This is a genomic window from Acaryochloris thomasi RCC1774, from assembly GCF_003231495.1.
Taxonomy (GTDB): Bacteria; Cyanobacteriota; Cyanobacteriia; order Thermosynechococcales; family Thermosynechococcaceae; genus RCC1774.
Genome location: NZ_PQWO01000011.1, coordinates 74,815 through 100,841, shown reverse-complemented (window position 1 = coordinate 100,841; position 26,027 = coordinate 74,815). Strand labels below are relative to the sequence as shown.

The following is a 26,027-nucleotide window of genomic DNA, read 5'->3' as shown; positions in this document are numbered from 1 at the left end:
TGCATCTTGCCTTTCAGCAGACCACCTCTGTTGAAAGGCGAGGATCCCACTTTAGCTAAAGTATTGCACGGCCCTCACCCTAAATCCCTCTCCCAATTCTGGGCGAGGGACTTTGAGTGCTTTTATCTTGCCTTCCTTCTCCCGAGATTGCGAGAAGGGGCTGTGGGGGATGAGGGCCAAGGGCAAAAGTGTGTGATCCCTACGGAAAGAGAGTGAGATAGGATGAACGGCCTTATTCGACAGTCGTGACACCCAACGAATGAGCATCGGCTTTCTATTGAAACTTGAAAAATAGATAAGAGCGATCGTTTCTTGTAAAAGATGTTCCCCTTTGCTGCGGCCTTTGGACAGAATAGGAAAAAGGTACTAAGCCTGGGTTCTAGTCTTCTAGTTCTCAAGTTTCATTTATTACTATTTTGGAAACTTGATTCACTTGAGAATGTCTTTATAAATATCAACATTTCAAGGTGAGATACATTATGTCAACGCTACGTAAATGGCAGAAAAAAGTTTCCTTAATACTTGGCTTAGGAATCACGTCTACTGCGGCTATTCCTTTGCTTTCTGTACCTGCATCGGCGCAGGCTGGCTTGTCAGACATTCAAGGCCACTGGGCACAGAGTTGTATTCAGTCTCTTGCTCAGCAGGGCATCATCAATGGCTATCCTGACAGGAGCTTTCGTCCCAACGCCCCGGTCAGTCGAGCTGAGTATGCCACCTTAGTTGGCAATGCTTTCCCGAACGCCCCTCGCAACCAGAGTGTTAGAAGTTTTAGAGATGTGTCGTCAAATTTCTGGGCCTACAATGCCATCCGTACTGCAACTCAAACAGGCTTTCTGACGGGGTATCCTGACGGTCGTTTTCAAGCGAGCCAAAACATTCCCCGCGCTCAAGTTTTAGTATCATTAGGGAATGGTTTAGACTATGCTCCTAACGGCTCCGTTAATGCCATTTTAGATCGAAACTTTAGTGATGCCGGCTCTATACCTAGCTATGCTCGACGCACGATTGCAGCAGCAGCAGAGAATCAACTAGTGGTGAATTATCCTAATGTTCGATATTTAAATCCGAACCAAACCGCAACCCGTGCTGATGTAGCGGCATTCCTTTGCCAAGCGCTCAAGTCACCACAGCAGGCTTCTCTACTATCGTCTCAATATATTGCGGGTGATTTTGATGCCTCTGCACTAACGGCGGGGACGACTGTACCTGTGACCTACGCAGAGGCCGATCGCGTGATCGTGTCGCCGAAGGAAACGGCGGCGCTAACGCTAACGGTGAATGCTAATATTCGCGATCGCAACAATAACATCGTTATTCCTAGAGGCAGCGAAATCATCGGTGAACTCCAGCCCCGCGACGGTGGCTCTCAGTTTGTGGCCTCCACTGTGGTTATCGACGGCCAAGACTACCCGATTCAAGCTTTCTCCAACGTGATTACCCGCACCCGCAGCATTAACGATCCAAGTCTGGTCTCGCTAGCTCGCAACTCGGTGATTGGCGCGGCTGCCGCTGCTGGAATCTCGGGGCTAGTGGGGAATCGGACGATTACGGCTGAAAAAGTGATTCCAGGCGCAGCAGTGGGGGCTGCGATTGAAACCAATCGAGGTCGGGCCGTCAATGCAATTGCTAGAGATACCGTCATCGGTGCAGCTTTAGCTGCGGGTCTTTCGGGCCTGATTGGCGATCGCACCATCACTGCAGAGAAGGTCCTCTCTGGCGCTGCTTCTGGCGCTGCCATCGGCGGAGTCATTGATCCGAATGTCAAGCGCGTTGTTGTGATTGAGCCTGATGCTGACCTGACGCTGGAACTCAGTCAGTCTTTACAGTTGGCGCAGCGATAGTCCACTCCAAGACGAATCGCTAGCATTCTGGGAGCGTGACTAAAAAGGTGCTCCCGTTCTGACTCTCTTTGTTGTCAATTGCAGGGCTGAAGACTTCAATTCGGCCCTGCATTTCTTGGATCAGGGTGGATGCGATCGCAAGTCCCAACCCCGTCCCCGGAATCTCAGTTTCAGCCTGCACCCCTCGGTAGTGACGCTCAAACACATGGGCTAAATCTTCAGGCGGAATGCCGGGGCCATTATCGCTAACGGCAATCACCTGACTCGCATCTGAAATCGATCGACGGACCTTAATACGGACCTCTCCTCCAGCAGGCGTGTACTTGAAAGCATTATCTATCAAATTACCCAACACCTCTCGTAAGGCAGAGGCATCAGCCCGTACCGGCGGTAAATCTTCCGGGATATGCACGCTCAGATGCAGCTGTTTCTCATCCATCACCCCCAACTCTGCATTGATTAAGGGAGATAAAATATCGGCCACCCAGCAGGGCTGTAGCAATTCTGCTGAAAGCGCATTCTGTTCGGCTAGCTCTGGAGCAGGCATCAACGCTGGAAGCTGGCCTTGCCCATCCTGAGGCTCTAAAGCCGCCTCACCAATATCAACGGCTCCGTCAAACTGCTGCAGTAGTTCTTCTAAGCGCTCACTCTGCTGAACAATACTTTCCGCGAGGGGGCGGTTCTGCTCGTCACCCGAAAAGCGTTTGGTAAGGAGCTTGCCCAGCGTTCTAAGTGCCGTTAGCGGGCTGCGGAATTGGTGCATCAGATCAGAAAGCGTTTGCTTCTGGTCGGCTTGCAAAAGTCGCTGCCGATAGCTAGCGTTTGCTAGCCATTGCGATCGTTGATCCATGACGCAAGCCAGCGCCAGGGTTTCAGCGACCTGCTGAATTTGTGACTGTTCACTGTCACTCCACTGCTGTTGCTCTCTAGCAACGACGAGTAACCCCAAAACAACCTCATCCTGAATCAAAGGCAAAACGAGCTGTTCGGGATCAGCAGCTTCATTACCCATCGGCACCAATGCCGGGACATCGGCATTGAGTAGCGAGTTTTGATCAAAGGTCGTAAACGGAGTGGGTAGACCATCCGTCGCATTATCCGGCTCAGACTCTGGCAGCAGGGGCTTCACCGAAGGCCAGGGTTCTGTCTCTTCGGGGTAGACAACCACAGGCACTAAGCTGGTTTGTTCTGCAGCAGAGAGTCCTTCTGTTAAATAAACGGCACTCATAGACGCCCCTACACCCTGAATTAACAGAGAGACCTGTGATCGGCATAGCGTCACAAATTCAGTGCTGGCGGGCATTAACATCGAAGTGCTTGGGTCAGAGCATGTAGTCCTACCCCAACACTCTAAACGATGCAGATAGACTGTGGATATCTTTTGGAAATCAGGCACGGTATACCTTTTCTTCTTTGCTGCCCCGCAATACAGCAGCTCGTTTCATAAATAGGCTATGTTCGTGGACGAAATGTTAGAGTCTCAAAACCCTTACAAAGTGGATGATGCTTAGTTGAGGCCATCACTCTTTAATGCTGAGCGCAACTTGTGAACCCGTACAGGAGTCAAGGAGAAACGGGGCAATGTCGAGGAGAAACCAGGGAACACCATGATTGGTCAAATTTTAGATGGACGCTATCAAGTGGTTCGCAACCTGGGGGAAGGTGGATTTAGCAAAACTTTTCTCGCAGAAGATACGCGCCGTCCAGGCCGTCCAATCTGCGTGGCCAAACATCTACAGCCCGCGAGGACCGACCCCAACTTTTTGACCGTGGCTCGACGCCTCTTTCACAGTGAAGCTGAGGCCCTAGAAAAACTAGGTCACTACGATCAGATTCCTCGTTTACTGGCCTTCTTTGAGCAGGAGCAGGAATTCTATTTGATCCAAGAGTTTGTCCCCGGTGCTTCTCTAGATCAGGCCCTAATAGCCGGACAGCCTTGGCCGGAAGCGCAGGTCAGAGTTCTCTTGCAAGAACTGCTACAGACGTTGGCGTTTATTCATCAGCAGGGCGTCATCCACCGCGACATCAAGCCGGAGAACATTATTCGTCGTCAGTCAGATGACAAATATATTCTGGTGGACTTTGGTTCTGTAAAGCAGGTCAGCAGCCAAACCCTGCTGCAAAACGATCAGATGACGGGGACCGTGATTGTGGGTACACCTGGCTATATGTCAGGGGAGCAGGGACAAGGGAAACCGCGACCCAGCAGTGATATCTATGCGCTCGGAATCGTTGCGATTCAGGCATTGACGGGTACCCATCCCTCTAAGTTTCAGGAGGATGAATTTGGTGAGCTGATATGGCAAAGTCAGGCCAATGTTGGCCCCCAACTGGCCACTATTTTGACGAAGATGGTGCGTTATTACTTCAAGGTGCGCTACCAAAGCGCGGAAGAGGTACTGCAGGCGCTGAAGGGGGCACAGACGGTTGGAGCAACTTCTGTTCAAAGAACACAAAGCCGACGGCCTGAGCGGCCACCTGTTTCCTATACACCCATCGATAGAACGGAGGTTGTAATTCCACGGCGGGAGGTGATCGCGCCGAGACCTAGCCAATCATTTCCGGTGGGAGGTGCGATCGCAACTTTTGCCCTAGTCGGTGTCATGCTGGGAGCCGGAGCCGTGATTTTCAACCCCGAACTCATCACAGAGCTGCCTTTCTTTGAATCACTCACGGCCACCGATGACGGTCCCGCCCTCCTTGCGGCAGCCCAAACCACCGCTGATACCTCTGGCGATTTGGGTGCCGCGATTGATCAACTACAGCAGATTCCCACCGACAGCGCTGCCTATAATCAAGCCCAGGCGCTGCTGCCCCAGTGGCAGGATCAGTGGCAGCAGCAGCAGGCAGACTTTCAACAGGCAGAAGCTGCTGCCCGGTCTCGCCGCTGGTATCAGGTGAGGACGCAGCTCTCAAAGCTGCCGCAGAACCCGCACTGGGACCAGCAGAGCAGCCGCCTTGCGCGTCAGGCACGTCAGGGCATCGCTGAAATAGAAAGAATTCAGGCGCGACCCAAACCAACACCCTCTGTCGCCCCAGAGCCTTCACCCGAGCCAACACCAGAACCGACTCCCAGCGAGTCACTAGAAGACTCAACCAATCCAGAGAATCCAGACGACCCTACAGACGGAATCTCTGGACCAACGCCAACCATTTCTCCTACTTTTCCGCAATTGCCAGTTGAGATTCCGGTCCCTGCTCCTAAGTTAGGAAGGCCTTCTCCAGCAGCCCCCTCTCCGGCCCCCCCGACAACACCACGTCCTGAGCAGGTAGGAAACTAACGACCGAATCGAAGCTGCTCTAATCGCTGCTTTGCCTCCGGGTCTAACCCATGCGCTAGTAAACGCCCCGGCTGTTGTTTTGCGTTACGTTGGCTCGCCTGGATCGATCGGGTAGTGGCCTCAAGATCAGCCACAAGCTGCTGCGCCGACATCCACTCTGCACCGTAGCCCATCACCGTTAGCTTTTGGGCGCTGTCTGAGGTCGCCACTCTAATCCGTTCTGCTCCTCGTCGAGCTTGGGCGCAATACAGCTCGATATGAGTATCCGCCGTCCGTCCGCTCTCGGTGTAAAAAACATGCAGCAGATTTGTGATCATTTCGGTACTGCCCTGTCCGGCTCGGAACTGGGCATCAAAAATCAGATGGGTTTGGTACCCGCGAAAGGCGCTGTAATTGCTTAAAGCTTCTGAAAGTCGGTCCCTGGCAGCTTCTAGATTGTTGCGTTCGCGCATTTTCTGCAATTTTGGCCAAGCACCAATAATGTTGTACCCATCAACGAGTAGCGTTGTCAGTGTGGGAAGGCGGGCCATAGGAGCAGGGAGGACTGTTACATTATTTAATAATGACTTTATTTTGTGATTTGGGCAACAGGATGAGTGCTGAAGTCGCCCCCATTGACATTGTTATTCTCACGAATGGTCCAGGCGAGTTAATGACCTGGGTGCGTCCTGTTGTAAAGGCCCTACGCGATCGGCTCGGCTCTGATTCTGCACAGGTGCGGCTGTCGATTGTGCTGGCCCCCTGCGTTCATGCCAGTGGCGGGGAAGTTGCGATCGCATCCACCTTCCCTGAAATCGATCGCGTCCAAGGCCCGGAGCATTTTTGGCCCTTTCTACTGCGCGGGAAAACCGCTGAATCCTGGGACTGGCGATCAAATGGTGTGGTGCTGTTCCTCGGCGGCGATCAGTTTTTCTCAGTGATGATCGGTAAACGGCTGGGCTACCGAATTGTCACCTATGCCGAATGGTCCGCCCGTTGGCTCCCCTGGATCGATCGCTGTGGTGTCGTCAGTGAGCAGATCAAAATCCCTGCTCAGCATCAGCACAAATGCCGCGTTGTCGGAGACCTGATTGCAGAAGCGCAAAGTATCGACACGGATCAAGAGAAGATTCATCACGCTCTAGGATTTCCATCGGAAAGTCTGCTCATTGGTTTGCTTCCCGGATCTAAGCCCGCCAAGCTAACGCTGGGAGTCCCGTTTTGCGTTGCGATCGCAGAAGCACTGCAGCACCAGCTTCCCCAGACCCAGTTTGTGATTCCAGTCGCGCCGACCCTTGACCTGCAAGATCTCGCTCAGTATGCAGACCCTCAGCGCAACGCCGTGCTGACAGACGTGGAGGGCAAGGCTGCCCAACTGATAGAGTCCGAAACAAGCCTCCCCTATTTACTAAGCTCCGGTGGCACCCGCATTGCCCTGTGGACAGCTTCTCCTGCCTACGATTTACTGTCTCTGTGTCAGCTTTGCGTAACCACCGTAGGGGCCAACACAGCCGAGCTAGCCTCATTAGCCGTGCCGATGGTCGTGCTGCTCCCTACCCAAAAGCTAGAGGTAATGAGAGCCTGGGACGGCGTGCCGGGGCTATTAGCAAACCTGCCCGGTGTGGGAACCGCCTTTGCCAAGCTGATTAACGGATGGATTCTTAAGCGAGGATTGGGACTGCGAGCATGGCCGAACATTTGGGCCGACCGAGAAATTGTGCCAGAGCTAGTGGGCCATCTGCATCCTTCTGAAGTCGCTCAGCAAATTGCCGATCTCTTACTTTCACCCACCGCGCTACCGCAAATGCGCCATGACCTGCAGCAAGTTCGGGGACAGACAGGGGCTGCGAGTAAGGTTGCAACCCTAGTTCAAGAGGCGCTAGCGCTTGATACTAAGCCGAGAAATGGAACCGCTCTAGGTCAAAGACAGAGCTAAAACTAATACCGCTAAAAGGAGCAGATATCCTACAAGCACAAGGCCAAACACTACACCGACAACAGATTTAGGTTCTTGCACCGGGGCATCGGTGGGCTGCAGCAACCGACGAATCAAGTAACGAAATTTGCCATAGTACAGAAATCCCCAGATTGGCGTTTCCTTCAGGTAAAAGACCTTGCTCGAAGACTGTTCGAGAGCTGCCGGGAGATAGAACCAAGCAAAGCGAATCTTCGGCTTTCGCTTACAGAGTGACTGCGCTTCAAAATCAACGCGTTCGGCAATGTAAATGGTGATCACAGCCACTCCAGCCTGAAAACCTCGCGGCAGCAGTGACGGATTGAGCTGCTTGGCGTTGGCCTGTAGCTGCTCACGGTCTGCTTCCATCATGTCCACTGAAAGGTGTTGGACTTTCCGCACGAACACCACGTAGGTCATTTTGGTGAGCAGGCAGTCAGGGTACCATTTCTGGCGCAGGGCGATCAGCGTCTCTGGCTCATCTTTAACAATCTCGAAGTTAAAGCGTTCTAGCTCACTGCGCTGTGCGTCTAACATGCTTGCCCCCCTAGTTTCAGCCAGACGGATCTTATCAGCTACTTGCGAATTTCTCCATCGCGGCGGCCCAGATCGTAGACGCCACAGCCCATCAGGGCAATCAGGCCCAAACTAATGCTCCAGCTTTGGCTGCCGAAGCCCTTAATACAGGCATAATTACAAAAAATGCCCAGAATCAAGAATGGGAAAATACTGAAAATTGAGGCCCAGAAGTCGTTCTGCGACTCTCGACCTTTGCGGGTTTGTTCGTATTCTTCGACAGATAAATATAAAAAGCGCTCGGCAAAGTTAAACCAACGACTGATCTGCACCGAAATCCAGTCGCTGACGGGTGAAAAACCAACGTAGAGCGCTGCAGCCCAAAGACTAGTGGTTGCGATCGCAACCGGATCAACCTCAAATTGAAAAGGGAAGAACTGTGTCAGCATACGTCAGCCATCATCTCAGCGACCCCAAACCGTTGTTGGGCGTCAGGTCATTATAAACGATGCCACTTTTCTCAACGCGACCCATCGATGCGAAAAAAATCAGATTCCGTGTCACATCGAATATTCTTTCAGGGAATCATAGATCAAAGCCGCTATCTCACACTCATCCTCTCAGCATGAAAAACTGTCCTGCCTGCCAAAGCGTCACCCTCGAATCGACAAACTTAGAAGCTCACTTATCCGCTTCGCAATGCTCAAGCTGCGACGGTCACTGGGTTGCCGCAGATGACTATCATGCCTGGCTAGAGAACGGCCCCCAGGCAGCAGCTGCAACGGCAGCAGTAGCCGTAGAAGACAGCACCCACGCTGTTTTTTGTCCCCACTGCAGCCAGCTTATGCGCAAAACAAATGTCGGCCACGACCTCAATTTTTATCTAGATCAGTGTCCCTGCTGTCATGGCGTTTGGTTTGACCAGCACGAATGGGACAACTTAAAAAGCAAAGATCTGCATACACAAGTTCATCAAATGTCTTCCGCAGCTTGGCAGCAAAAAGCACGACAGTACAGTCTTCGCAGCACCGTCCGGCAAGTCTACGCCAGCAAATTCAGTTCCACGGATTACTCAGAAGCTGAACGGATCAAGAATTGGCTAGAGCGGCACCCTCAAAAGCAAGATCTTCTATCCTTTTTTGCCGCCCCTGCATAGCCTGCAAATTTTGGTTGCCATATCAAGTCACTGGCATCTGTTGCTGCAGGATTTCAATCAGCTGATCTATCGTCGACAGCTCATTAAGGGCATCCGCCGTCAGCACCGTCTCCATCTGTCGGTTTTGCTCTAGCAAAATAACCGGATAGGACTTAAGAGGCGAGTAACGTTCTTCAAATTCATCTCGATGCAAGAACGTTAACGGCACCGGACTAGACTCTCTAAAGGTTTTCCAAGCCGTTCTTTCACTCAATACTCCGTGCGTCAGCATGCACAAACTGCAGCTATAGGTTTCTGGCGAGACAACCTTGTGAGCAATATCAAACAGAGTATTTAAGCCACCAGAATCGGCGTTATAAACAAAAATCAACTGGGCCACAGGTCTACTTCTATCGCGGTGCACGTACAGAAAGTCAGGGTCACTCTAGAATCTAGAAGCATCACGAACAAACTTACCTGCCTCTACTTTTTAGGGCGTTGAAACTTAGAAGCAGACGTAAAGTACTCAGCCGGTGAATCCTTCAGCGCCTTGAGCATAAATCGTCGCCAGACGGGTGCAGCAAAGCCGCCGCCCGTGGCGCTGCCCCCCATTTGAGAATAATCATCATTGCCGATCCAGACTGCCGCCGACAATTGAGGCACATATCCGACAAACCACACATCTCTCTCAGAAGAAGTGGTCCCTGTCTTACCCGCAGCCTGCCGTCCAATCGACGCATTCTTACCGGTACCGCCGTTAATAACCCCCGTCAGCGTACTGTTAAGCGAAGCAGCAGCCCAAGGATCAAGGACCAATTGAGGATCAGGCGTGTTGTCCAACAGCAGACGGCCACTACTATCGGTCACCTGTACAATCGCGGTGGTTTCTGATTGCCAACCATTATTGGCAAAAGTTGCATAGGCCGACGCCATCTCCAACGGCGTTAGATCCACCGACCCCAAAGGCAGTGAGATCACCGGAGGGATAGGGCTCTTAATCCCCAGCACCCGACAAACATCAATCACATTTTCAATCCCAACTTTCTGCCCTAGCGTAACCGCCGGGATATTGCGAGATTGGGCCAGTGCCTGACGCAGGGACATCGGGCCACCAAAAGTGCGGTCGTAGTTTTGAGGCTTATATCCCTTGGCAGTCCCGTCGTTATACCTTACAGGCTTATCATCAATTACCGAAGAGGGCGTGTACTTACCTGATGCATAGGCCGTGTAGTAAACAAAAGGCTTAAAGGAAGAACCCGGCTGCCGAATCGCTTGGGTCGCCCGATTAAATTCACTTTTCTTGCTGTCAACCCCCCCCACGACTGCCTTGATGAAATGTGTCCGAGGGTCCACCGCGACCAGCGCCATCTGATCGGCAGCATAGGCAACGCGACGATGGCTATTGCGGACGACTTCTTCAGCCGCCTCCTGCATATCAAAATCAACCGTCGTCTGAATTCTCATCCCGCCCCGAACCAAGGCTTCACGGCCAAATCGACGCCTTAATTCTTTGATAACGGTATTGGTCACGTAGGGAGACCGACTTTGCTGAAAGGAAGTCACCTGTCCAAAGCTTAAAGGCTGATCGCGAGCAGCTTGGGCTTCTGCAGCACTCACCCAACCCAGCTCTACCATACGATTGAGAACAACATCTTGGCGTTTTTTCGCCGTCTCTTTCTCAACAAATGGGCTATAGGCGGCTGGGGCTTGAATAATTCCCGCCATCATAGAGGCCTCCGCCAGCGTTAGCTCCGACGAGGATTTATTGAAATAGCTTTGAGCTGCTGTTTCTACACCATAGGTATTGTGTCCCCAATACACCTGATTGAGGTACATCTCCAGAATTTCATCCTTCTGGAAGAGCTTCTCCATCCGCATTGCCAAGACGGCCTCCGCCAGCTTGCGAGTCAAGGCTCTTTCCGGAGATAAGAACAGATTTTTGACGAGCTGCATCGTCAGGGTAGACGCCCCCTGAACCGTTCGCCCTTCCTGAAAATTAGTCAGTGAGGCCCGCAAAATACCAACGGGATTGATTCCACCGTGTTCGTAGAAATTGCTGTCTTCAATGGCTAAAACCGCCATCTTCAGATGGGGCGACATCTGATCGAGCGGCATCACCTCACGATTCTCCTCCGCATGGAGGCTCGCTAGAACCTTGCCTTTAATATCGTAAATATGTGTCGTTTCGCTGGGGATATACCCCTTCATAGAACGGACATCTGGCAAATTACGGTAGCTGAGCGCCAAGCCCACCAAGCCCCCTGCGGCTCCTGCGCTAGCCAGCATGACAGTGGCTAGAATAGTGGCGCTTGTAAACTTACTCATCCCAGCGAAAAAGCTAGGCTCTGGCTCACGATTTTTTTGCGATAGGCCAATGGTTCTAGATGACACAGCGACTTATATCCTTAATGAAAAAACCACAAGCAAACGTTGTTGCTGTCTAAACATATCATTCACAGCTAGAGTCCGAGGTGCTCAGAAGAATGGGCCATGCCTCTTATCTGATTCCGCTACCACGCCAACAGGGGAATTACAGAGTTGTTAGGTAAGCTTCACCCCGAACGCAGAGTGACTCCATTACACTAATCTGTGGTTATCTATCATTCTAAGAAAAATATGGACGCAGTATCCTCTGTGCTGTCTCGGGGCGTCAGCGAAATCTTTCCCAATCATCCCAGCTCTAGCGATCTAAACGAGAATCTACAGTTGAGGCTTCAGCGCTCTGATCAGCCACTGCGGGTCAAGTTTGGGATTGACCCCACCGGAACAGATATTCACTTAGGCCACAGCATTCCGATTCGGAAACTGCGTGCTTTTCAAGATTTGGGGCATACAGCCGTTTTAATTATCGGTGACTTCACCGCCCAGATTGGCGACCCCACCGGCAAGTCGGAGGTGCGTCGACAGCTAACAGAATCTGATGTTCAGCAGAATGTTAAAACCTATCTAGAACAAATTCGCCCTATCCTTGATTTTGAGACGCCTGGACGCTTAGAAATTCGCTACAACTCTGAATGGTTGACCCAGCTAGATCTGTCGAAGGTACTGCAGCTCTTGACCAAGATGACAGTGGGACAGATGCTCGCCAAGGAAGGATTTTCTGAGCGCTATCAGCAAGAAAGCCCCATTTATCTGCATGAATTTCTCTATCCATTGATGCAGGGGTATGATTCTGTGGCTGTACAGGCAGATATAGAACTGGGCGGAACCGATCAGAAGTTCAATATTGCCGTAGGTAGAGATCTACAGCGACATTTCAACCAGTCACCACAGTTTGGCCTGTTGATGCCGATCTTGCTCGGGACCGATGGCGTTCAGAAAATGTCAAAATCTCTCAACAATTATGTAGGGCTTTCTGAAGATCCGGTGAGCATGTACTCCAAGCTGGAAAAAACGCCTGACACCGTAATCAAACAGTATTTTGAGCTTTTAACAAACGAGGCTATTGAAGAGCTACCTGACAGTCCTCGTGAGTGTCAGAAACAGTTAGCGCTGACTGTTGTCAGCCAGTATCACAATTCGGAAGTGGCACTACAGACCCAGAAATCTTTGGCAGCAGTTGTCACACAGCAAGACATGAGTCAAACGGATCTCATTCCAGAGTTTTCGCTCGCAACGGTTGAGTTTCCTGCAAAGCTGTTTTACCTGGTAAGCGCCTGTGGACTCTGCGCCAGCAGTAGTGAAGCGCGGCGGCAGATCAAGGGTGGGGCGGTGAGAATAGACGGAGAAAAAGTTGCCCAAAGCGATCAGGTGATTTCTTCTACTGCTGAACTTGACGGCAAGGTGCTGCAGGTGGGCAAGAAAAAGTTCATTCGTTTTATTCTTTAGCCAGAGTAATTTTGCAGGGGCTGTAGTGGCTCTAGACCTCCGTGTTTATTCGGATTGATTAGGGATTATCTTGGTTTATCCTTGGATAAGGTGTAACGACTCAATTTGTTGTTGTAAGGGTAAAAATTTCTCTGCAATTGCTACAGTAAATAGAGCACGGCTGTGGCGGGTAACAGGCTAAAGCATACAACCCTGTGACATACCGCATCCGAAGTACATTTGCCTGACGTGTTAGGGCATCCTTATTAAAGAGCTGTGGGACTTGAGAAAGGAAACGTAAAATGGCAAAAATCATGGTGGTCGATGACAGCCCGACGATGCGCGTCATGATAACTGACTTGCTCAAGCACTACCAATTTGACGTTGTAGAAGCAGTGGATGGTCAAGAGGCCAAAACGATGTTGACGGAAATGCCCCAGAGCAGCTATCCCGATCTACTGATTACCGACATTGTGATGCCCAAGATGAATGGCTATGAGCTTTGCCGTTGGATTAAGGATGAGCTGAAGTCAGCGGGCATTCCTGTCATCATGTGTTCGACGAAGGGTGAAGAGTTTGATCGCCATTGGGGTATGAGACAGGGCGGTGATGCTTACGTTATTAAGCCATTCAATCCCAGTGAGCTGATTGAGACCGTAAAACAATTGTTGAAAGCAAAGAGTCCTGGCTAGGTAAGCCGCGATATGGCGCTAGAGATTGAGCGAAAGTTCCTAGTTACCAATGATGACTGGCGCTTGGGTTGCGAGGGGACAGTCTATATTCAAGGATATGTTGCAGCGACGCCAAAAGCGACGGTACGGGTCCGGGTTGCGGGGGATTTGGCCTACCTAACGCTAAAGGGCAAGGTGGTTGATTTGACTCGTACAGAGTTCGAGTACCCCATTCCGGTTGCTGATGCCCGTCAGATGCTGCAGCAGTGGTGTGCACCTTTGGTGGTAGAAAAGACTCGCTACAAGATACCGCTGGGTGATCTGGTGTGGGAGGTTGACGATTTTTCTGGCCTGAATCAAGGCCTGGTGGTAGCAGAGGTAGAGCTACTCTCTTCAACGCAAGAGATTGTAAAACCCGCATGGCTGGGAGAAGAGGTCTCCCATGATGCCCGCTACTACAACTCCAGCTTGGCTAGAATGCCTTACTCGGCGTGGTCGGACTAAATAGGTTCTACGAGCATAGCTCTATAGAGCGTCCTGATCAGCTTCCCCGGTGCGGATACGGACAACTTTTGAAACCGGGGAGACAAAGATTTTCCCATCGCCAATATTACCTGTCTGGGCAGCACCAGTAATGCATTCAAGGGCAGTGGCGACAAGGGAATCACTGACGACGACTTCAATCCTGCGCTTTTGCAGGAATTCAATTGTGTATTCTGAGCCACGGTAGCTTTGGGTTTGTCCTTTCTGTTGCCCAAAACCGCGCACTTCTGAGACTGTAATCCCCACAATTCCCGCGTTGACGAGAGCACGTTTGATATCCTCTAACTTATGAGGACGAATAATTGCGGTAACTTTTTTCATCTCGATCTCCGAAACGGTGAAGGGATCTTAGCTTAAGGGGTACAACGGTAGTATGGGTGACATTTTACATGAGTAACTTCCTCTGATAGGGCGGCTGATACGGTTGTTTAAGATTCAAATAGGTCTAGCTTCTGAAGGTGCAGGAGTCCTTAAGAGTCAGGTTCACTCTCGAAAAGCACAGAAAACAATGAGTGCAGTCATGTTGCCAATTATCTATTCGGAAATGTTCTTGAAGCATCTTACAGGGCTGGGACATCCTGAGTGTCCGGAACGATTAACGGCAGTTTGTGATGCGCTGCTGGCCTCAAGCGACGCTGAGCGGTTGAGATGGATTGCGCCCACAGGGATAGATAAAAGGGATCCACTGCCCTGGATCCATAAACTTCATGATCGGCAGTATGTTCAGGGGATTGAGCAGCTAGCACAGCACGGGGGTGGGCATTGGGATGCAGATACGGTGGTCTCTGCTGAGAGCTATGATGTGGCTCTGCTGGCGGTGAATGCTTGGTTGGATGGGGTTGATCAAGTGCTAGAGCTTAACAGTCCTGCTTTTGTTTTGGCTCGACCACCGGGGCATCATGCGTTGCGATCGCAAGCCATGGGCTTCTGTCTATTCTCCAATGCTGCCATTGCAGCACACTACGCACTAGAACAACCCAACATCGAACGAGTCGCCATCCTCGACTGGGATGTCCACCACGGCAACGGAACTCAAGCTTTAGTCGAGACAAATCCTCAGATCATTTACTGCTCGCTTCACCAATCGCCTTGCTATCCCGGTACAGGCTTTGCTCATGAACAAGGACAACATCAAAACGTCTTGAATCTACCGATGTCAGCCGGAAGCACAATTGATGACTATCTGCCGCAGTTCAAAAAGCAAGTGATGCCTTTTTTGACTCAGTTTTCGCCTGACTTGCTGATTGTGAGTGCTGGATACGATGCCAATCAAGATGATCCGTTGGCAAACATTAATCTTCGGCCCCAAAATTATGGCATTCTGACATCTGAATGTTTGCAGCTTACCCACCGAATTTTATTTGGCTTAGAGGGTGGGTATTACTTAGAAGCACTAGGACAATCTGTTGTGTCAACAATTGCCGCTTGCCTCCCTGCGGCTTAGGCTTACCCCTCTGAGAAAAGGTTTTCCTCGTTGAGAAGCAGCTTCTCTGCACGATTGAACAATCTGCAGTGGGGATCAATCTCTCGACCGACAGCAAGCCACTCCCTTGCTTCTTGAAAACAGCCTTGATAGCTCTGGGCCAAGGCAAGGTACGAAGCTGAGATGACACGAGCATAAGGATTTTTCTCATGCTCCATAACTTCGGCCAACAACTCTATCCCTGACTGAATCTGCCCTCTCTCTACTAATACTGCTCCTCGAGAGCCTTTGATTGTCCATTCATGAGGCAAATTATTCAAAGACTCTTTAGAATAATGATCAGCTTGTTCTAAGTACTCTGTAGCTTCTTGCAGCAAAACAATCGTTACGAAAGTATCAAGAGCCTCATTACGCTGATCAATAGAGATATCCGTTTCATTCAAAATCATCTGACAATAATTCAAGCATTTATGAAAGTCTATCTCTTCAAAGATTAAATCCCACAAGAGTGTTATATGGATAAATTCTTGCAGCTCGTTACTCTTCTTGAAATCTATTTCAATCTGTTTAAATCTGTACTGAGCATTTTCAGAAGCATATCTAATTTGACTAGAAATTTTTTCTGCAATTAATTCAGATTTATTTTTAAATATTGTCTGAATAATCTGCAAGCCATCATTTTCTACTATCATTCCGTTCACGGAACCTCTGCTTGGCAATAGATTCGCTCCTAGCATATCCAACGTCATAAATATTGATACCAAAAAGACAAACAGAAAATTTGGCAGATTTTGGTAACCAATCAAGGTCAAAAACCAGAGTAATATATTTCCTAAGCAGCCACCAAAAGCGAATACAACTATTCGAATCTTTAGAAATAAACAATCAGGAATTCTTGCCTCCACAAATCCAGTTCTGGGTGTTTCTCTAATGATCCATTGAACACCAAAAATCCTTTTATCAAAGAGGATCTGTCCATCTCCCAGAGAAACTCTCCAAACCTTCAATCCAAGAGCTACAGCTGCAACAGCATGACCTAATTCATGCATCAAAATCGCTAGTAAATTAACAGAGGAAAAGCTTAGCAAGAATAGTAAAACTATTCCCCAAAGATTCAATGGGGAGAAAATTAAAATGGTAGATAAAATCAGGCTAAAGGCAAAAAAGATCCAGTGCCCCCAATCTTCGAAGAGATAGAAGTCAATCTCTGGCTTAACAAACCTCTTCTTTTGATGTGCGTGAGACTTTTGCTTTTTACTCAGAATCTCTGGCATGTTAATTTGATATTCTTCTTCACCTGTACCACAGCCCAAGCATCCACAAACTGAAGCAGGCGACAGGCAGAATATCTCCAGTTGTGAGGTTCTTCTACCTATAATTCCCGATTAAAATCTCTACCAAGCCAAAGTGGATAGATTTCCAATAAAAAAGGGCAGTCAAATGACCGCCCTTTTCTTTGCCTGGTTTAGACCTTAGTAATCGAAGTCTCCGCCCATACCAGCAGCACCAGCAGCGCCACCTTTCTCTTCAGGCTTATCAACAATGATGCACTCAGTCGTCAACACCATGCCCGCAATCGACGCCGCATTCTGCAGTGCAGAGCGAGTCACCTTCGCAGGGTCAACAATGCCCTTTTCGAACATATCGACGAACTCATTAACAGAAGCATCGTAGCCGACATTGAAGTCCTTCTCGCGGACGCGCTCAGAGATGACCGCGCCGTTCTGGCCCGCATTCTCAGCAATCCGCTTCAAAGGAGCCGTCAAAGCCCGTTCAACAATTGTCGCACCAGTCAGAGCCTCATCCTTGAGGTTCTGGGCCGCCCAATCAGCGAGCTGAGGAGCGAGGTGAGCCAAAGTTGTACCGCCACCAGGGACAATACCTTCTTCAACTGCAGCCTTAGTGGAGTTGATGGCATCTTCAAGACGAAGCTTGCGATCCTTCATCTCAGTTTCAGTGGCTGCACCCACCTTGATGACGGCAACGCCTCCAGCTAACTTAGCCAGACGCTCCTGAAGCTTCTCTTTATCATAGGAAGAATCAGTTTCGTCAGACTGACGACGGATCAGCTCACAGCGAGCCTTTACAGCCTCTTCGTTGCCTTCAGCAACAATTGTGGTGCTGTCCTTCGTAATTGTGACGCGACGCGCCTGACCCGCCATTTCCAGCTTGGCAGTGTCGAGCTTAAGGCCTGCATCTTCAGTGATCAACTGACCGCCGGTGAGGACGGCAAGATCTTCAAGCATTGCCTTGCGGCGATCGCCAAATCCAGGCGCTTTAACAGCGGCAACGTTGAGGATGCCCCGCAGACGGTTAACCACTAGCGTTGCCAGGGCTTCTTTCTCGATATCTTCAGCAATGATCAAAAGAGGCTTACCGGAGCGCGCGGCCTGCTCCAGAACAGGCACAAGATCCTGAACCAGATTGATCTTTTTATCAGTAATCAGAATGTGGGGCTCATCTAGAACCGCTTCCATCCGTTCCATATCGGTGGAGAAGTACGGAGAGATGTAGCCTTTGTCAAAGCGCATCCCTTCAGTAATCTCTAGCTCAGTGGACATGGACTTGCCTTCTTCAAGAGAGATAACACCCTCTTTGCCGACCTTGTCCATGGCACTGGAAATCATCTGACCCACTTCTGGATCGTTTCCGGCAGAGATGGTGCCCACCTGAGCAATCGCAGTGGAATCTTCCACTGGACGCGCATGACTTGCAATCTGCTCGACTAAGTAAGCTGTGGCTTTGTCAATGCCGCGCTTAAGGGCAATAGCATTTGCACCAGCCGCGACGTTCCGCAGACCTTCTTTGACCATTGCGTGAGCGAGAACGGTGGCAGTCGTGGTGCCGTCACCAGCCGCGTCATTAGTCTTAGAAGCGGCCTGACGAATCAGAGCAACGCCTGTATTCTCGATGTGATCTTCGAGTTCAATTTCTTTGGCAATGGTGACCCCATCATTCACGATTTGGGGCGCACCAAATTTCTTCTCTAGGACGACATTGCGACCCTTAGGACCCAAGGTAACAGCAACGGACTCAGCGAGGGTGTCCATGCCTTTTTCGAGCGCACGACGTGCGTTCTCGTTGTAAATAATACGTTTAGCCATTTCAGCTCAAACCTCAATATGCGGTGGATAAATCAATAAAAAGCCCGGAACGTCAGACGCTCCGGCAGAGATTGGGGGTCAGCTTAATTGACAATTGCGAGGATATCTTTCTCAGAAAGCAGGACGTACTCTTCGCCGCCTAGCTTGATGTCAGTACCTGCGTACTTGGAATAAAGCACCTTGTCGCCAACGCTGATGTCTAGCGCCTGACGAGAACCGTCATCGTTGCGCTTACCGGGGCCAACTGCAGAAATTTCGCCAACTTGGGGCTTCTCTTGTGCCGCATCGGGCAACAAAATACCACCAACCGTTTTTTCTTCAGATGCACTGACCTTGACAAAAACGCGATCACCCAAGGGCTTCACTGTAGAAACGCTTAATGATATGGCTGCCATAAAGAATTCTCCAAAATTACTAGGTTTAGGAATTTAGCACTCTCAACTCCCGAGTGCTAATTTATCTGAGTTGATTGGTTCAATTCAATGGCTAGGGCTGTACGGGTTCCCGAACTCGCGTCAGGTAAGGTGCTGTGAAGTAAAGCCAATCAGGCTTTTACGCATTGTCTCTCGCAATCAAAATCTTCAGTCTTTGCCCTCATCAACTTGCTTGATAGGGAAAGTATCTCCGGCTAGGTAATTCTGGAAGTGCTGCTTGAAGTAGGACCAGGAGGTCATGTCGGTCTGCTGCATTTTGGTGGCTGGTGCATTCCGATAAACAGGAACTCGCTGGTTGATTTGCTCTTGCAGCAGCTTGGGTAGATCGGTGAAACCGTTTACCTTCTGTCCGGTGGCGCTGTAGATCATCTGACCGGGGTGTTTGCCCATATTCATCCAAGGCAGCCAGGGGCCAATGCGATCCCAAGCGAGGGTCAGGTGTGAGACCGTGGATTGTTCGGGTCCCAGCAAGTCTGCGGTCGGGACGACAAGCTTGAAGAGTTCTGCGGCTTGATAAATCGACTGGGGACTATAGGGGGCTAGCGCTGGATCCTCTGCTAGAGGATTGGGGTATTGGGGGAACAGGTCAAATTGGAAGGTGGTTTGATCTCCGGTAATTTTAGCGGGGAACTGCCCAGAAAAGTGGCCCTGGACAGGGTTATTAGCAACGTGCATCACGGTCACCGGTTCTTGGGTCCAGGGGTTATGCCATTGATGCAAGATTTCTTGTGTGGTCGGATCGAGGTAAAAGGTGAGTTCTCGGGAGATGAAATCCCAGCCCTTCTCAGCGTGGGGCAGGCAGCGGGCCACGCTCATACCAACGATGCTAAAGAGATGGCGCTTTCGCTCTGCGGGCAGCATGCCGTAAATCTCGCCCTGCCAAACGAGAAAGACCTGTTGACCGTCAGTGGTGCCTCTCACTTTGACGAAGTCGGTCGCATCAAATGTATGGGGTATGGCTTCACCTGCGGGGCGAGATGAGGCTGACGGCTGGCTCATAGATGCGATCGCAACAATAGGTCACTCTCCATTGTGAGTCACGATGGGCTTAATTCTTGTTCAGAATCCGTAGAAGTACCCAGGATGATGCCGGTGCAAGGCAGTTAGAGTAATAGAAACCCCCGGCGGTAAGGCCAGGGGAGATCTCGTTATTTGGGGAACACAGAGATATTTCTGACACAATGGCTCTTTGGAGGAAGACCTCTAGAGAGCTATTGAGCTGTCCTTAATCTGTGCATAGCCCAAGGGTGCCCATTGGGTTGGGGAGATCGAACACATTCAGCAAATTTTTTTCAAATTCTGGTCAGCAGTGGCATTTAGGTCGCAGAACGAGTGACGAGCTGAACACCATCCTGTTCGTCAATCCCTCGCAGAAAAACCTTTACTTGCTCTCCACGGGCAGTGGGTAAAACCTTGCCAACAAAGTCTGGGTGAATCGGCAGTTCTCGGTGGCCCCGATCAATCAATACGAGAAGCTGCACTAGGGGAGGCCGACCGTAATCATTAAGGGCGTTGAGGGCTGCTCGAATGGTTCGACCGCTGTAGATAACGTCATCGATGAGGATGACTGTTTTGTCTGATAAATCGGTCGGGAGTTTCGTTCGCGCTGGCGTGCGGACTGCAATCTGATTGAGATCGTCCCGATAGAAGGTAATGTCGAGACTCCCGACCGGCACTTGGATCTGCTCTAGCTGCTCGATTTGAGTTGCGATCGCATCTGCCAGCGGCACCCCCCGCGTATGAATCCCTAACAGCACCAGAGAATCGAGAGAACTGGAGCGCTCTACGACTTCAGACGCTAAACGCCGCACCGTTCGTCTTAGCTCGTCAGGATTCAGAATTTCAACAATGTCTGACATATTGACCACGGACGCCCCGTCTACACTATTAAGTCCAATATTAGAGCGAGGCTTAGCCATAGCAAAAAACTGTTACGCATCAACCGGAGCGCTAAATTGATTTGAACACTCGTAATCGGTTGAAGCGGATCGCCGAGAAAAGGTTTCTTTTTAAGAACACCCCGGTACCAATTGGCCCCTCCCAGACGCACGTCTAGAACGGCGGCATAGGCACATTCGCTCCACCCTGCATTGGGGCTGGGATCTTTAGAGGCATCTCGCCGACATAGCTGCAGAACCCTGAGCAGCTTTCCAGACAGAATGCCCAGCGTCAGCACCGCTAGGCGACAAGGGATCCAGGTGAGTCCATCTTCAAGGCGAGCGCTGAACCATCCGAGGTGCGTGTAGGGCGCTTCTCGGTAGCCCACCATTGAATCAAGGGTGCTAGCTGCCTTGTAGGCAAGGGCCAAAGGAACGGGCCCCACTCCCGGAATAAAGCTGCCTAGGATTGCATAGAACAGCGGGGCCATGACGCCGTCGGTGGCGTTCTCAGTAACAGTTTCCAAGACAGCCCTGAGGATATCTTCTCTAGAAAGCTGATCGGTGTCGCGTCCAACGTAGTTTCTGAGATGCGATCTCGCCTCCAGCAAATCATCGTCAGCGAGTGGGGCGAGAACGTCTTCTGCGGCATGTCGTAGGCTTCGGCCAGCAAAACAGCTTGCCAACAGAACAATTTCAAGGAGCAGCCCCAAGGCCCAAGACCATGTTTGCACCCAAACCAGAAACCACCAGCTCAAGAACCCTGTACCCCCAATTAAAATCAAGCCCAGCCACATACCTGCGGCTCTAAGCTGCCAGGGCCGGATAAAGGAACGTAATGCCGTTTGGGTGTAGCGTTGAATGATCCAGCCCATGCTCTGAACAGGATGCGGCCACCCCCAAGGATCACCAAGGAGGTAGTCAAGGGTAGCAGCGAAGATCAAAACTGCGGCTGTTGAGCGCAGCAGATTCACATCAAGCACGAATAGGGAGACCCTCTAGCAAAATTTATACTCGACCCCAGAACATTAAATGATGTTGGAGACTCCTTGCCACTTCTGGGAAAACTTTCGGAGAGTTATCAAACGATGAGACAAAGAAGTTTCGCTAGACCGTACGAAAAACTGAGAGGTGTCAGAAGGCGTTTGCGTGCGTTGGACAGGTGGTCGAACTCCTTTGCGGAGTATTTCCCAGAAGATGTTAGTTCTGAGCGATGTTGGCACTGCAGAATTGCAGTGCTTGATCGTCTGGTCAATCCGCCAACTACAAGTCGTGCAATACAGCGGCATGCTGCTGGTGCCATGCTCAAAGCAGCAGAAAGCATCCTACGTGCAAAGCCAGTGGCAAGTTCAGACCATATAGTCGAAGCTAACCTGAGTTTTCCAGAAATGTTTGGGAGTGATCTATTGGTCTTTCGCAATGAACAACAGAGAACAAACTTCTATGACAGAAATCAAAACGGTGTAGCCCTGACCATGATTGAGGGGCGAATGTTAAGTGACAGGCTTGACTTCTCTGTGCCAGCTCTGCTTAAGGAGACCGGGTGGCTTTATCGAGAAGAGGGCACTTGGGATGGAGAGCCGTATTCTTTTGAAGAAGAGTGGTGGTCGTATACAGAACAGTAGATCTCTACGATCCCGACAAATTGCGCGAAGCCGACGATCCCAACGACAAAACCCGAGAGTGTATCTATATTGGTCGCCGCGTCAAAAACGACACTAAGTGCCTCGAAAAACTCTTCGAGCTGTGTACCACAATGACCAAGCAGCAGAAGGGTTAGGATATGACCGTGTAAGTAGGCGAGGTCTCCGATGAGCGTAGATGAACTCCTCAAGGCAGTCGATGATTTAAGTGAACCTGACCTCAATAGCCGATTAAATCGGGCCTTATTTGTACGAGCACGTCGCCGCGCGTCCGTATCGACCTCGGAAAAACCACCCTGCTCCAAGAGATAGATCGGCCCATTCCACCGGCATTTCACGATCGAGATGCAGTCTTGACAGACAAGCGAGATAACGAAGCTTTGACTGAGGCAGAGCATTCAGAGCTTTTGAATGTTGGCAATCAGGTCAAATGGTTTGGGGTGAAACGTCTTGAGGCAACGGCAAAGTTAGCGAAAATACGACAAGTTCCACGGCTCAAACTAATAGATGGCCAAGGACTTCAAAGCCCTTTGGAGGTCATAAAATGATTGCAGTGCAAGGACTCTCACCCCAGTTAACACCGACTGAGTATTTTGCTTGGGAAGAGCAGCAGTTGTGTCGCCATGAGTATATCAATGGCGAAGTTTATGCCATGAGTGGGGGCACTCAGAACCATAGTCGAATTGCCTTAAAGGTCGCAGCTTTATTGGATAATCACTTGCCCGATGGCGGTTTTCGAGCATTCAACTCTGATTGTAGGGTTAATATTTTCGAAACGAATGATTACACCTATCCTGATGCAAGTGTGAGTTGCGATCAAAGAGATGAAAACACGATTCAATACATCACCTACCCCTGTCTGATTGTTGAAGTTTTATCTGACAGTACAGAGGCTTACGACCGAGGGAAAAAGTTCTTTCGCTATCGCCAGAATCCACAGTTGCAAGATTATGTATTGGTGAGTTCTCAGGAAATCGCGGTCGATCTTTACCGCAAAGATCGTGATGGACGGTGGGAGATTATCAATTATCGCGGTGGAGAGGTAGTAGATTTACAATCAGTTAACCTAAGTTTCCCTATTGAACCAATCTATCGTGGGATCAACTTTTCGGAGGTCGCGATTTGACGGGTATGGAATCCCCCAACGCGATTACCGCTGTCCCCTTTACCCTCAGCACCTCCACCAGATCCAATGCCCTTTGCATCATGCACCCGATGCAGAAACGCGGCGCTCCCTATCTCCTGATCAAGTTGCCAGAGATACGGTGAAGAAACGGAATTAGTTTTCATAAGGGTGCAACCGCAGAGCCAGATCTCTGCCATTGTAGAAGCTGAAATTCAGACTTTGACCTAGATTCCAGCCGAAGAGATCTGTACCATGTAGACAGGTCACTCCACTGGGATTGCGCCCTGCCGCTAGAAGGAACGTTCTCAACCTATGCCAACCATTGAAACTCGCACCGAGCCCATGGTGCTTAACATGGGTCCGCACCACCCCTCAATGCACGGCGTGCTGCGCCTCATGGTTACCCTCGATGGCGAGAACGTAGTGGATTGTGAACCCGTAATTGGGTACCTCCATCGCGGCATGGAAAAGATTGCCGAGAACCGGACCAACATCATGTTTGTCCCCTACGTCAGTCGTTGGGACTACGCCGCAGGGATGTTCAACGAAGCAGTGACAGTCAACGCCCCTGAGAAATTAGCTGACATCAAAGTGCCGAAGCGGGCCAGCTACATCCGGGTGATCATGCTGGAGCTGAACCGGATTGCCAATCACCTGCTATGGCTGGGGCCATTCTTGGCGGATGTAGGCGCACAAACCCCCTTCTTCTATATCTTCCGAGAGCGGGAGATGATTTACGACTTATTTGAAGCCGCCACCGGGATGCGGTTCATCAACAATAACTATTTCAGAATGGGAGGCGTCGCGGCGGACCTCACCTACGGCTGGGTCTCGAAATGCATCGACTTCTGTGATTACTTCTTGCCCAAGGTTGATGAATACGAGAAATTAATCACCAACAACCCTATCTTTCAACGTCGCTTAGAGGGCATCGGCTACATTAGCCGTGAAGATGCCATCAATTGGGGCCTTTCAGGGCCAATGCTGCGCGGGTCCGGCGTCAACTGGGATTTGCGCCGCGTTGATAGTTACGAGTGCTATAACGACTTCGACTGGGAAGTCCAATGGGAGACAGGAGGCGATTGCTTAGCGCGCTACTACCTTCGCATTCGAGAAATGCGCGAGTCAGTCAAGATCATTAAGCAGGCGCTTGAGCATCTGCCGGGTGGTCCGTATGAGAACCTAGAAGCCAACCGCATGCTGGAGGGCAAGAAGTCAAAGTGGAATGAGTTTGACTATAAGTTCCTCGGCAAGAAGTCGGCCCCAACCTTCAAAATCCCGGAAGGTGAGCTGTATGCAAGAGTCGAGACTGGCAAGGGCGAGCTGGGTATTTATCTGATTGGCGACGAGAATGTCTTCCCTTGGCGCTGGAAAATTCGCGCTCCTGACTTCAACAATTTGCAGATATTGCCAGAGTTGCTGAAGGGAATGAAGGTGGCCGATATTGTTGCTATTCTCGGCAGCATTGATGTGATTATGGGTTCTGTAGACCGCTAATCATACTCATTCTTCATTCAGGATTAGCAAAGGCTCCTACAATAGACGGGTTGCCTTTGCTGGTGCCATGAACGGAAATGTTTCGCTGATCGATCCTCCAACGCTGCGCACCGGAACGCTGCAGGTTTCGGTGGTGGTGCCGCTATACAACGAGGTGGAGAGTGTGCCGCATTTAGTGGATGCGATCGCAACCACCCTAATCCAGCATCGCCTCACCTACGAAATCGTGGCTGTCGATGACGGCTCCAAAGACGGCACCGTTGCGCTTTTGAAAGAGCTAGCCCAAGATCGCGCTGATTTGCGAGTCGTTTTACTACGCCGCAACTACGGTCAGACCGCCGCTATGTCGGCAGGCTTTAACCACGCCAGAGCCAAAATCATCATCACCCTAGACGGCGATCTGCAGAACGACCCCCAAGATATTCCAAAGCTGCTTGATAAGCTTCAAGAAGGCTATGACGTGGTGAGTGGCTGGCGCAAAAACCGTCAGGACAAAGCCTTGACGCGCCGACTTCCTTCAAAAATCGCCAACTGGCTGATTGCGCGAGTCACCGGCGTCAGCCTCCATGACTACGGCTGTTCTCTCAAAGCCTACCGAGCCGAACTGGTCGCCGACATGAACCTGTACGGAGAGCTGCACCGCTTCTTGCCCGCCCTCGCAGCCATTGAAGGGGCTAATATTGCCGAGCTGCCGGTCAATCATCACGCCCGGAAATATGGCGTTAGCAAGTACGGCCTGGGCCGAACCTTCCGAGTGCTAATGGACCTGCTCACGGTTTACTTCATGAAGACCTTCCTCACCCGCCCAATGCACGCCTTTGGCTGGTTTGGTCTCAGTTCAACGCTCGTTGGGTTGGGCATCGGCGGCTATCTCACCTACGTCAAAATCGTAGGGCAAGAGTCTATTGGCGATCGCCCTCTCCTGACGCTGATGGTCGTGCTGGTTCTAGGCGGCATTTATCTCTTCAGCTTTGGGCTGCTAGCTGAGCTTGTGATGCGGACCTATCACGAGTCTCAAGGGCGACAGATCTATCGCGTACGCGAAGTCATTGAACCGCAACAAGGGCCGGATTAAGCAAAAACAAAGGGGTGGTGTATTCACCCTAAAACTGCTGACTGCAAATACTAAAGAGGCAGAATACATTCGTAGTATGCTCTAGTATGTTACTGGTCAAGATTTTTTAAGCAGAGAT

The 26,027-nt window shown here is 50.6% G+C and carries 26 protein-coding genes; 13 read left to right on the top strand and 13 right to left on the bottom strand.

The genetic code is table 11. From position 1 onward, the window contains the following. Positions 1–479 precede the first annotated feature (479 nt). Positions 480–1,844 carry an S-layer homology domain-containing protein gene (locus tag C1752_RS17045; RefSeq protein WP_110987254.1) on the top strand — a complete coding sequence of 455 codons (1,365 nt, stop codon included), beginning with the start codon at positions 480–482 and terminating at the stop codon, positions 1,842–1,844. A 19-nt stretch (positions 1,845–1,863) separates the two neighbouring features. Here C1752_RS17045 and C1752_RS17040 read toward each other — a convergent pair whose 3' ends face one another. Next, entirely contained in the window at positions 1,864–3,147 is a 1,284-nt protein-coding gene (locus C1752_RS17040; RefSeq protein ID WP_233501670.1) for a GAF domain-containing sensor histidine kinase, read from the bottom strand. 304 nt (positions 3,148–3,451) lie between these two features. On the opposite strand from C1752_RS17040, the gene C1752_RS17035 reads away from it, so the two are divergent. Continuing rightward, positions 3,452–5,125 carry a serine/threonine-protein kinase gene (locus C1752_RS17035; RefSeq protein WP_110987252.1) on the top strand — a complete coding sequence of 558 codons (1,674 nt, stop codon included), beginning with the start codon at positions 3,452–3,454 and terminating at the stop codon, positions 5,123–5,125. On the opposite strand, the gene C1752_RS17030 is transcribed toward C1752_RS17035, so the two are convergent. Next, positions 5,122–5,655 (bottom strand): NYN domain-containing protein, encoded by a 534-nt coding sequence (locus C1752_RS17030; protein WP_110987251.1) that lies wholly within the window; start codon positions 5,653–5,655, stop codon positions 5,122–5,124. The two genes, C1752_RS17035 and C1752_RS17030, sit on opposite strands and share 4 nt — an antisense overlap. Before the next feature lie 62 nt (positions 5,656–5,717). Between C1752_RS17030 and C1752_RS17025 the strand changes: the two genes are divergently transcribed. Beyond that, complete coding sequence (locus C1752_RS17025; RefSeq protein ID WP_110987335.1) at positions 5,718–7,040, top strand: glycosyltransferase family protein; 1,323 nt, start codon at positions 5,718–5,720, stop codon at positions 7,038–7,040. On the opposite strand, the gene C1752_RS17020 is transcribed toward C1752_RS17025, so the two are convergent. Further along, the gene (locus tag C1752_RS17020) at positions 7,020–7,595 is read right to left on the bottom strand and encodes a hypothetical protein (RefSeq protein WP_110987250.1); all 576 of its coding nucleotides are present in this window, start codon (positions 7,593–7,595) and stop codon (positions 7,020–7,022) included. The genes C1752_RS17025 and C1752_RS17020 overlap by 21 nt on opposite strands. Before the next feature lie 38 nt (positions 7,596–7,633). Beyond that, positions 7,634–8,023 carry a hypothetical protein gene (locus C1752_RS17015; protein ID WP_110987249.1) on the bottom strand — a complete coding sequence of 130 codons (390 nt, stop codon included), beginning with the start codon at positions 8,021–8,023 and terminating at the stop codon, positions 7,634–7,636. 176 nt (positions 8,024–8,199) lie between these two features. Between C1752_RS17015 and C1752_RS17010 the strand changes: the two genes are divergently transcribed. After that, complete coding sequence (locus C1752_RS17010) at positions 8,200–8,730, top strand: zf-TFIIB domain-containing protein (RefSeq protein ID WP_158535121.1); 531 nt, start codon at positions 8,200–8,202, stop codon at positions 8,728–8,730. Positions 8,731–8,752: 22 nt separating this feature from the next. On the opposite strand, the gene C1752_RS17005 is transcribed toward C1752_RS17010, so the two are convergent. Further along, a complete protein-coding gene (locus C1752_RS17005; RefSeq protein WP_110987247.1) occupies positions 8,753–9,109 on the bottom strand; it encodes a GTPase in 357 nt (118 codons plus the stop codon). Positions 9,110–9,192: 83 nt separating this feature from the next. Next, positions 9,193–11,100, bottom strand: coding sequence for a transglycosylase domain-containing protein (locus C1752_RS17000; RefSeq protein WP_339373403.1), 1,908 nt, complete (start codon positions 11,098–11,100; stop codon positions 9,193–9,195). A 225-nt stretch (positions 11,101–11,325) separates the two neighbouring features. Between C1752_RS17000 and tyrS the strand changes: the two genes are divergently transcribed. From tyrS to C1752_RS16985, 3 genes are all read left to right on the top strand, one after another. Next, complete coding sequence (tyrS, locus tag C1752_RS16995) at positions 11,326–12,537, top strand: tyrosine--tRNA ligase (protein ID WP_110987245.1); 1,212 nt, start codon at positions 11,326–11,328, stop codon at positions 12,535–12,537. Positions 12,538–12,818: 281 nt separating this feature from the next. Then, a complete protein-coding gene (locus tag C1752_RS16990; RefSeq protein ID WP_110987244.1) occupies positions 12,819–13,208 on the top strand; it encodes a response regulator transcription factor in 390 nt (129 codons plus the stop codon). Positions 13,209–13,220: 12 nt separating this feature from the next. Beyond that, on the top strand, positions 13,221–13,691 hold the full coding sequence (locus tag C1752_RS16985; protein ID WP_110987243.1) for a CYTH domain-containing protein: 471 nt from the start codon (positions 13,221–13,223) through the stop codon (positions 13,689–13,691). A gap of 21 nt (positions 13,692–13,712) precedes the next feature. Here C1752_RS16985 and C1752_RS16980 read toward each other — a convergent pair whose 3' ends face one another. Next, complete coding sequence (locus C1752_RS16980) at positions 13,713–14,051, bottom strand: P-II family nitrogen regulator (RefSeq protein ID WP_110987242.1); 339 nt, start codon at positions 14,049–14,051, stop codon at positions 13,713–13,715. Between the two features lie 199 nt (positions 14,052–14,250). Here C1752_RS16980 and C1752_RS16975 point away from each other — a divergent pair, with 199 nt between their 5' ends. After that, entirely contained in the window at positions 14,251–15,174 is a 924-nt protein-coding gene (locus C1752_RS16975) for a histone deacetylase family protein (RefSeq protein WP_110987334.1), read from the top strand. A gap of 2 nt (positions 15,175–15,176) precedes the next feature. Here the strand turns inward: C1752_RS16975 and C1752_RS16970 are convergent, their stop codons facing one another. The 6 genes from C1752_RS16970 to cbiB all read right to left on the bottom strand — a co-directional run bounded on the left by C1752_RS16970 (position 15,177) and on the right by cbiB (position 21,542). After that, positions 15,177–16,427, bottom strand: coding sequence for a site-2 protease family protein (locus tag C1752_RS16970; protein ID WP_110987241.1), 1,251 nt, complete (start codon positions 16,425–16,427; stop codon positions 15,177–15,179). Between the two features lie 198 nt (positions 16,428–16,625). After that, positions 16,626–18,257 carry a chaperonin GroEL gene (groL, locus tag C1752_RS16965; protein ID WP_110987240.1) on the bottom strand — a complete coding sequence of 544 codons (1,632 nt, stop codon included), beginning with the start codon at positions 18,255–18,257 and terminating at the stop codon, positions 16,626–16,628. 83 nt (positions 18,258–18,340) lie between these two features. Continuing rightward, positions 18,341–18,652: a co-chaperone GroES gene (gene groES / locus C1752_RS16960; protein ID WP_110987239.1), complete on the bottom strand. Its 312-nt coding sequence runs from the start codon at positions 18,650–18,652 to the stop codon at positions 18,341–18,343. A gap of 186 nt (positions 18,653–18,838) precedes the next feature. Next, positions 18,839–19,690 (bottom strand): DUF1838 domain-containing protein, encoded by an 852-nt coding sequence (locus tag C1752_RS16955; RefSeq protein ID WP_110987238.1) that lies wholly within the window; start codon positions 19,688–19,690, stop codon positions 18,839–18,841. Between the two features lie 317 nt (positions 19,691–20,007). Next, entirely contained in the window at positions 20,008–20,550 is a 543-nt protein-coding gene (pyrR, locus tag C1752_RS16950) for a bifunctional pyr operon transcriptional regulator/uracil phosphoribosyltransferase PyrR (RefSeq protein WP_110987237.1), read from the bottom strand. Positions 20,551–20,570: 20 nt separating this feature from the next. Then, positions 20,571–21,542: an adenosylcobinamide-phosphate synthase CbiB gene (gene cbiB, locus C1752_RS16945; protein WP_370664155.1), complete on the bottom strand. Its 972-nt coding sequence runs from the start codon at positions 21,540–21,542 to the stop codon at positions 20,571–20,573. 114 nt (positions 21,543–21,656) lie between these two features. Here cbiB and C1752_RS16940 point away from each other — a divergent pair, with 114 nt between their 5' ends. The 5 genes from C1752_RS16940 to C1752_RS16920 all read left to right on the top strand — a co-directional run bounded on the left by C1752_RS16940 (position 21,657) and on the right by C1752_RS16920 (position 25,909). After that, positions 21,657–22,193 (top strand): DUF3916 domain-containing protein, encoded by a 537-nt coding sequence (locus C1752_RS16940; protein WP_110987236.1) that lies wholly within the window; start codon positions 21,657–21,659, stop codon positions 22,191–22,193. Beyond that, complete coding sequence (locus C1752_RS28510; protein WP_158535120.1) at positions 22,172–22,348, top strand: hypothetical protein; 177 nt, start codon at positions 22,172–22,174, stop codon at positions 22,346–22,348. Before C1752_RS16940 ends, C1752_RS28510 begins: the two co-directional genes overlap by 22 nt. Positions 22,349–22,755: 407 nt before the next feature. Next, the gene (locus C1752_RS16930; protein ID WP_110987234.1) at positions 22,756–23,337 is read left to right on the top strand and encodes a Uma2 family endonuclease; all 582 of its coding nucleotides are present in this window, start codon (positions 22,756–22,758) and stop codon (positions 23,335–23,337) included. A 312-nt stretch (positions 23,338–23,649) separates the two neighbouring features. Continuing rightward, entirely contained in the window at positions 23,650–24,834 is a 1,185-nt protein-coding gene (locus C1752_RS16925; RefSeq protein WP_110987233.1) for an NAD(P)H-quinone oxidoreductase subunit H, read from the top strand. A 67-nt stretch (positions 24,835–24,901) separates the two neighbouring features. After that, a complete protein-coding gene (locus C1752_RS16920) occupies positions 24,902–25,909 on the top strand; it encodes a glycosyltransferase family 2 protein (protein ID WP_110987232.1) in 1,008 nt (335 codons plus the stop codon). Positions 25,910–26,027 lie beyond the last annotated feature (118 nt).

Excerpts from the sequence above, each read along its gene's own strand:
- C1752_RS16920 (WP_110987232.1), top strand. The coding sequence starts at position 24,902 with ATGAACGGAAATGTTTCGCTGATCGATCCTCCAACGCTGCGCACCGGA.
- C1752_RS17030 (WP_110987251.1), bottom strand. The coding sequence starts at position 5,655 with ATGGCCCGCCTTCCCACACTGACAACGCTACTCGTTGATGGGTACAAC.
- C1752_RS16925 (WP_110987233.1), top strand. The coding sequence starts at position 23,650 with ATGCCAACCATTGAAACTCGCACCGAGCCCATGGTGCTTAACATGGGT.
- groL (WP_110987240.1), bottom strand. The coding sequence starts at position 18,257 with ATGGCTAAACGTATTATTTACAACGAGAACGCACGTCGTGCGCTCGAA.
- C1752_RS17020 (WP_110987250.1), bottom strand. The coding sequence starts at position 7,595 with ATGTTAGACGCACAGCGCAGTGAGCTAGAACGCTTTAACTTCGAGATT.
- C1752_RS16955 (WP_110987238.1), bottom strand. The coding sequence starts at position 19,690 with ATGAGCCAGCCGTCAGCCTCATCTCGCCCCGCAGGTGAAGCCATACCC.
- C1752_RS17040 (WP_233501670.1), bottom strand. The coding sequence starts at position 3,147 with ATGCCCGCCAGCACTGAATTTGTGACGCTATGCCGATCACAGGTCTCT.
- groES (WP_110987239.1), bottom strand. The coding sequence starts at position 18,652 with ATGGCAGCCATATCATTAAGCGTTTCTACAGTGAAGCCCTTGGGTGAT.
- C1752_RS16990 (WP_110987244.1), top strand. The coding sequence starts at position 12,819 with ATGGCAAAAATCATGGTGGTCGATGACAGCCCGACGATGCGCGTCATG.
- C1752_RS17035 (WP_110987252.1), top strand. The coding sequence starts at position 3,452 with ATGATTGGTCAAATTTTAGATGGACGCTATCAAGTGGTTCGCAACCTG.
- C1752_RS16985 (WP_110987243.1), top strand. The coding sequence starts at position 13,221 with ATGGCGCTAGAGATTGAGCGAAAGTTCCTAGTTACCAATGATGACTGG.
- C1752_RS17045 (WP_110987254.1), top strand. The coding sequence starts at position 480 with ATGTCAACGCTACGTAAATGGCAGAAAAAAGTTTCCTTAATACTTGGC.
- pyrR (WP_110987237.1), bottom strand. The coding sequence starts at position 20,550 with ATGTCAGACATTGTTGAAATTCTGAATCCTGACGAGCTAAGACGAACG.
- C1752_RS17025 (WP_110987335.1), top strand. The coding sequence starts at position 5,718 with ATGAGTGCTGAAGTCGCCCCCATTGACATTGTTATTCTCACGAATGGT.
- C1752_RS16940 (WP_110987236.1), top strand. The coding sequence starts at position 21,657 with ATGAGACAAAGAAGTTTCGCTAGACCGTACGAAAAACTGAGAGGTGTC.
- C1752_RS16980 (WP_110987242.1), bottom strand. The coding sequence starts at position 14,051 with ATGAAAAAAGTTACCGCAATTATTCGTCCTCATAAGTTAGAGGATATC.
- C1752_RS17015 (WP_110987249.1), bottom strand. The coding sequence starts at position 8,023 with ATGCTGACACAGTTCTTCCCTTTTCAATTTGAGGTTGATCCGGTTGCG.
- C1752_RS16975 (WP_110987334.1), top strand. The coding sequence starts at position 14,251 with ATGTTGCCAATTATCTATTCGGAAATGTTCTTGAAGCATCTTACAGGG.
- C1752_RS16970 (WP_110987241.1), bottom strand. The coding sequence starts at position 16,427 with ATGCCAGAGATTCTGAGTAAAAAGCAAAAGTCTCACGCACATCAAAAG.
- tyrS (WP_110987245.1), top strand. The coding sequence starts at position 11,326 with ATGGACGCAGTATCCTCTGTGCTGTCTCGGGGCGTCAGCGAAATCTTT.
- C1752_RS17010 (WP_158535121.1), top strand. The coding sequence starts at position 8,200 with ATGAAAAACTGTCCTGCCTGCCAAAGCGTCACCCTCGAATCGACAAAC.
- C1752_RS16930 (WP_110987234.1), top strand. The coding sequence starts at position 22,756 with ATGATTGCAGTGCAAGGACTCTCACCCCAGTTAACACCGACTGAGTAT.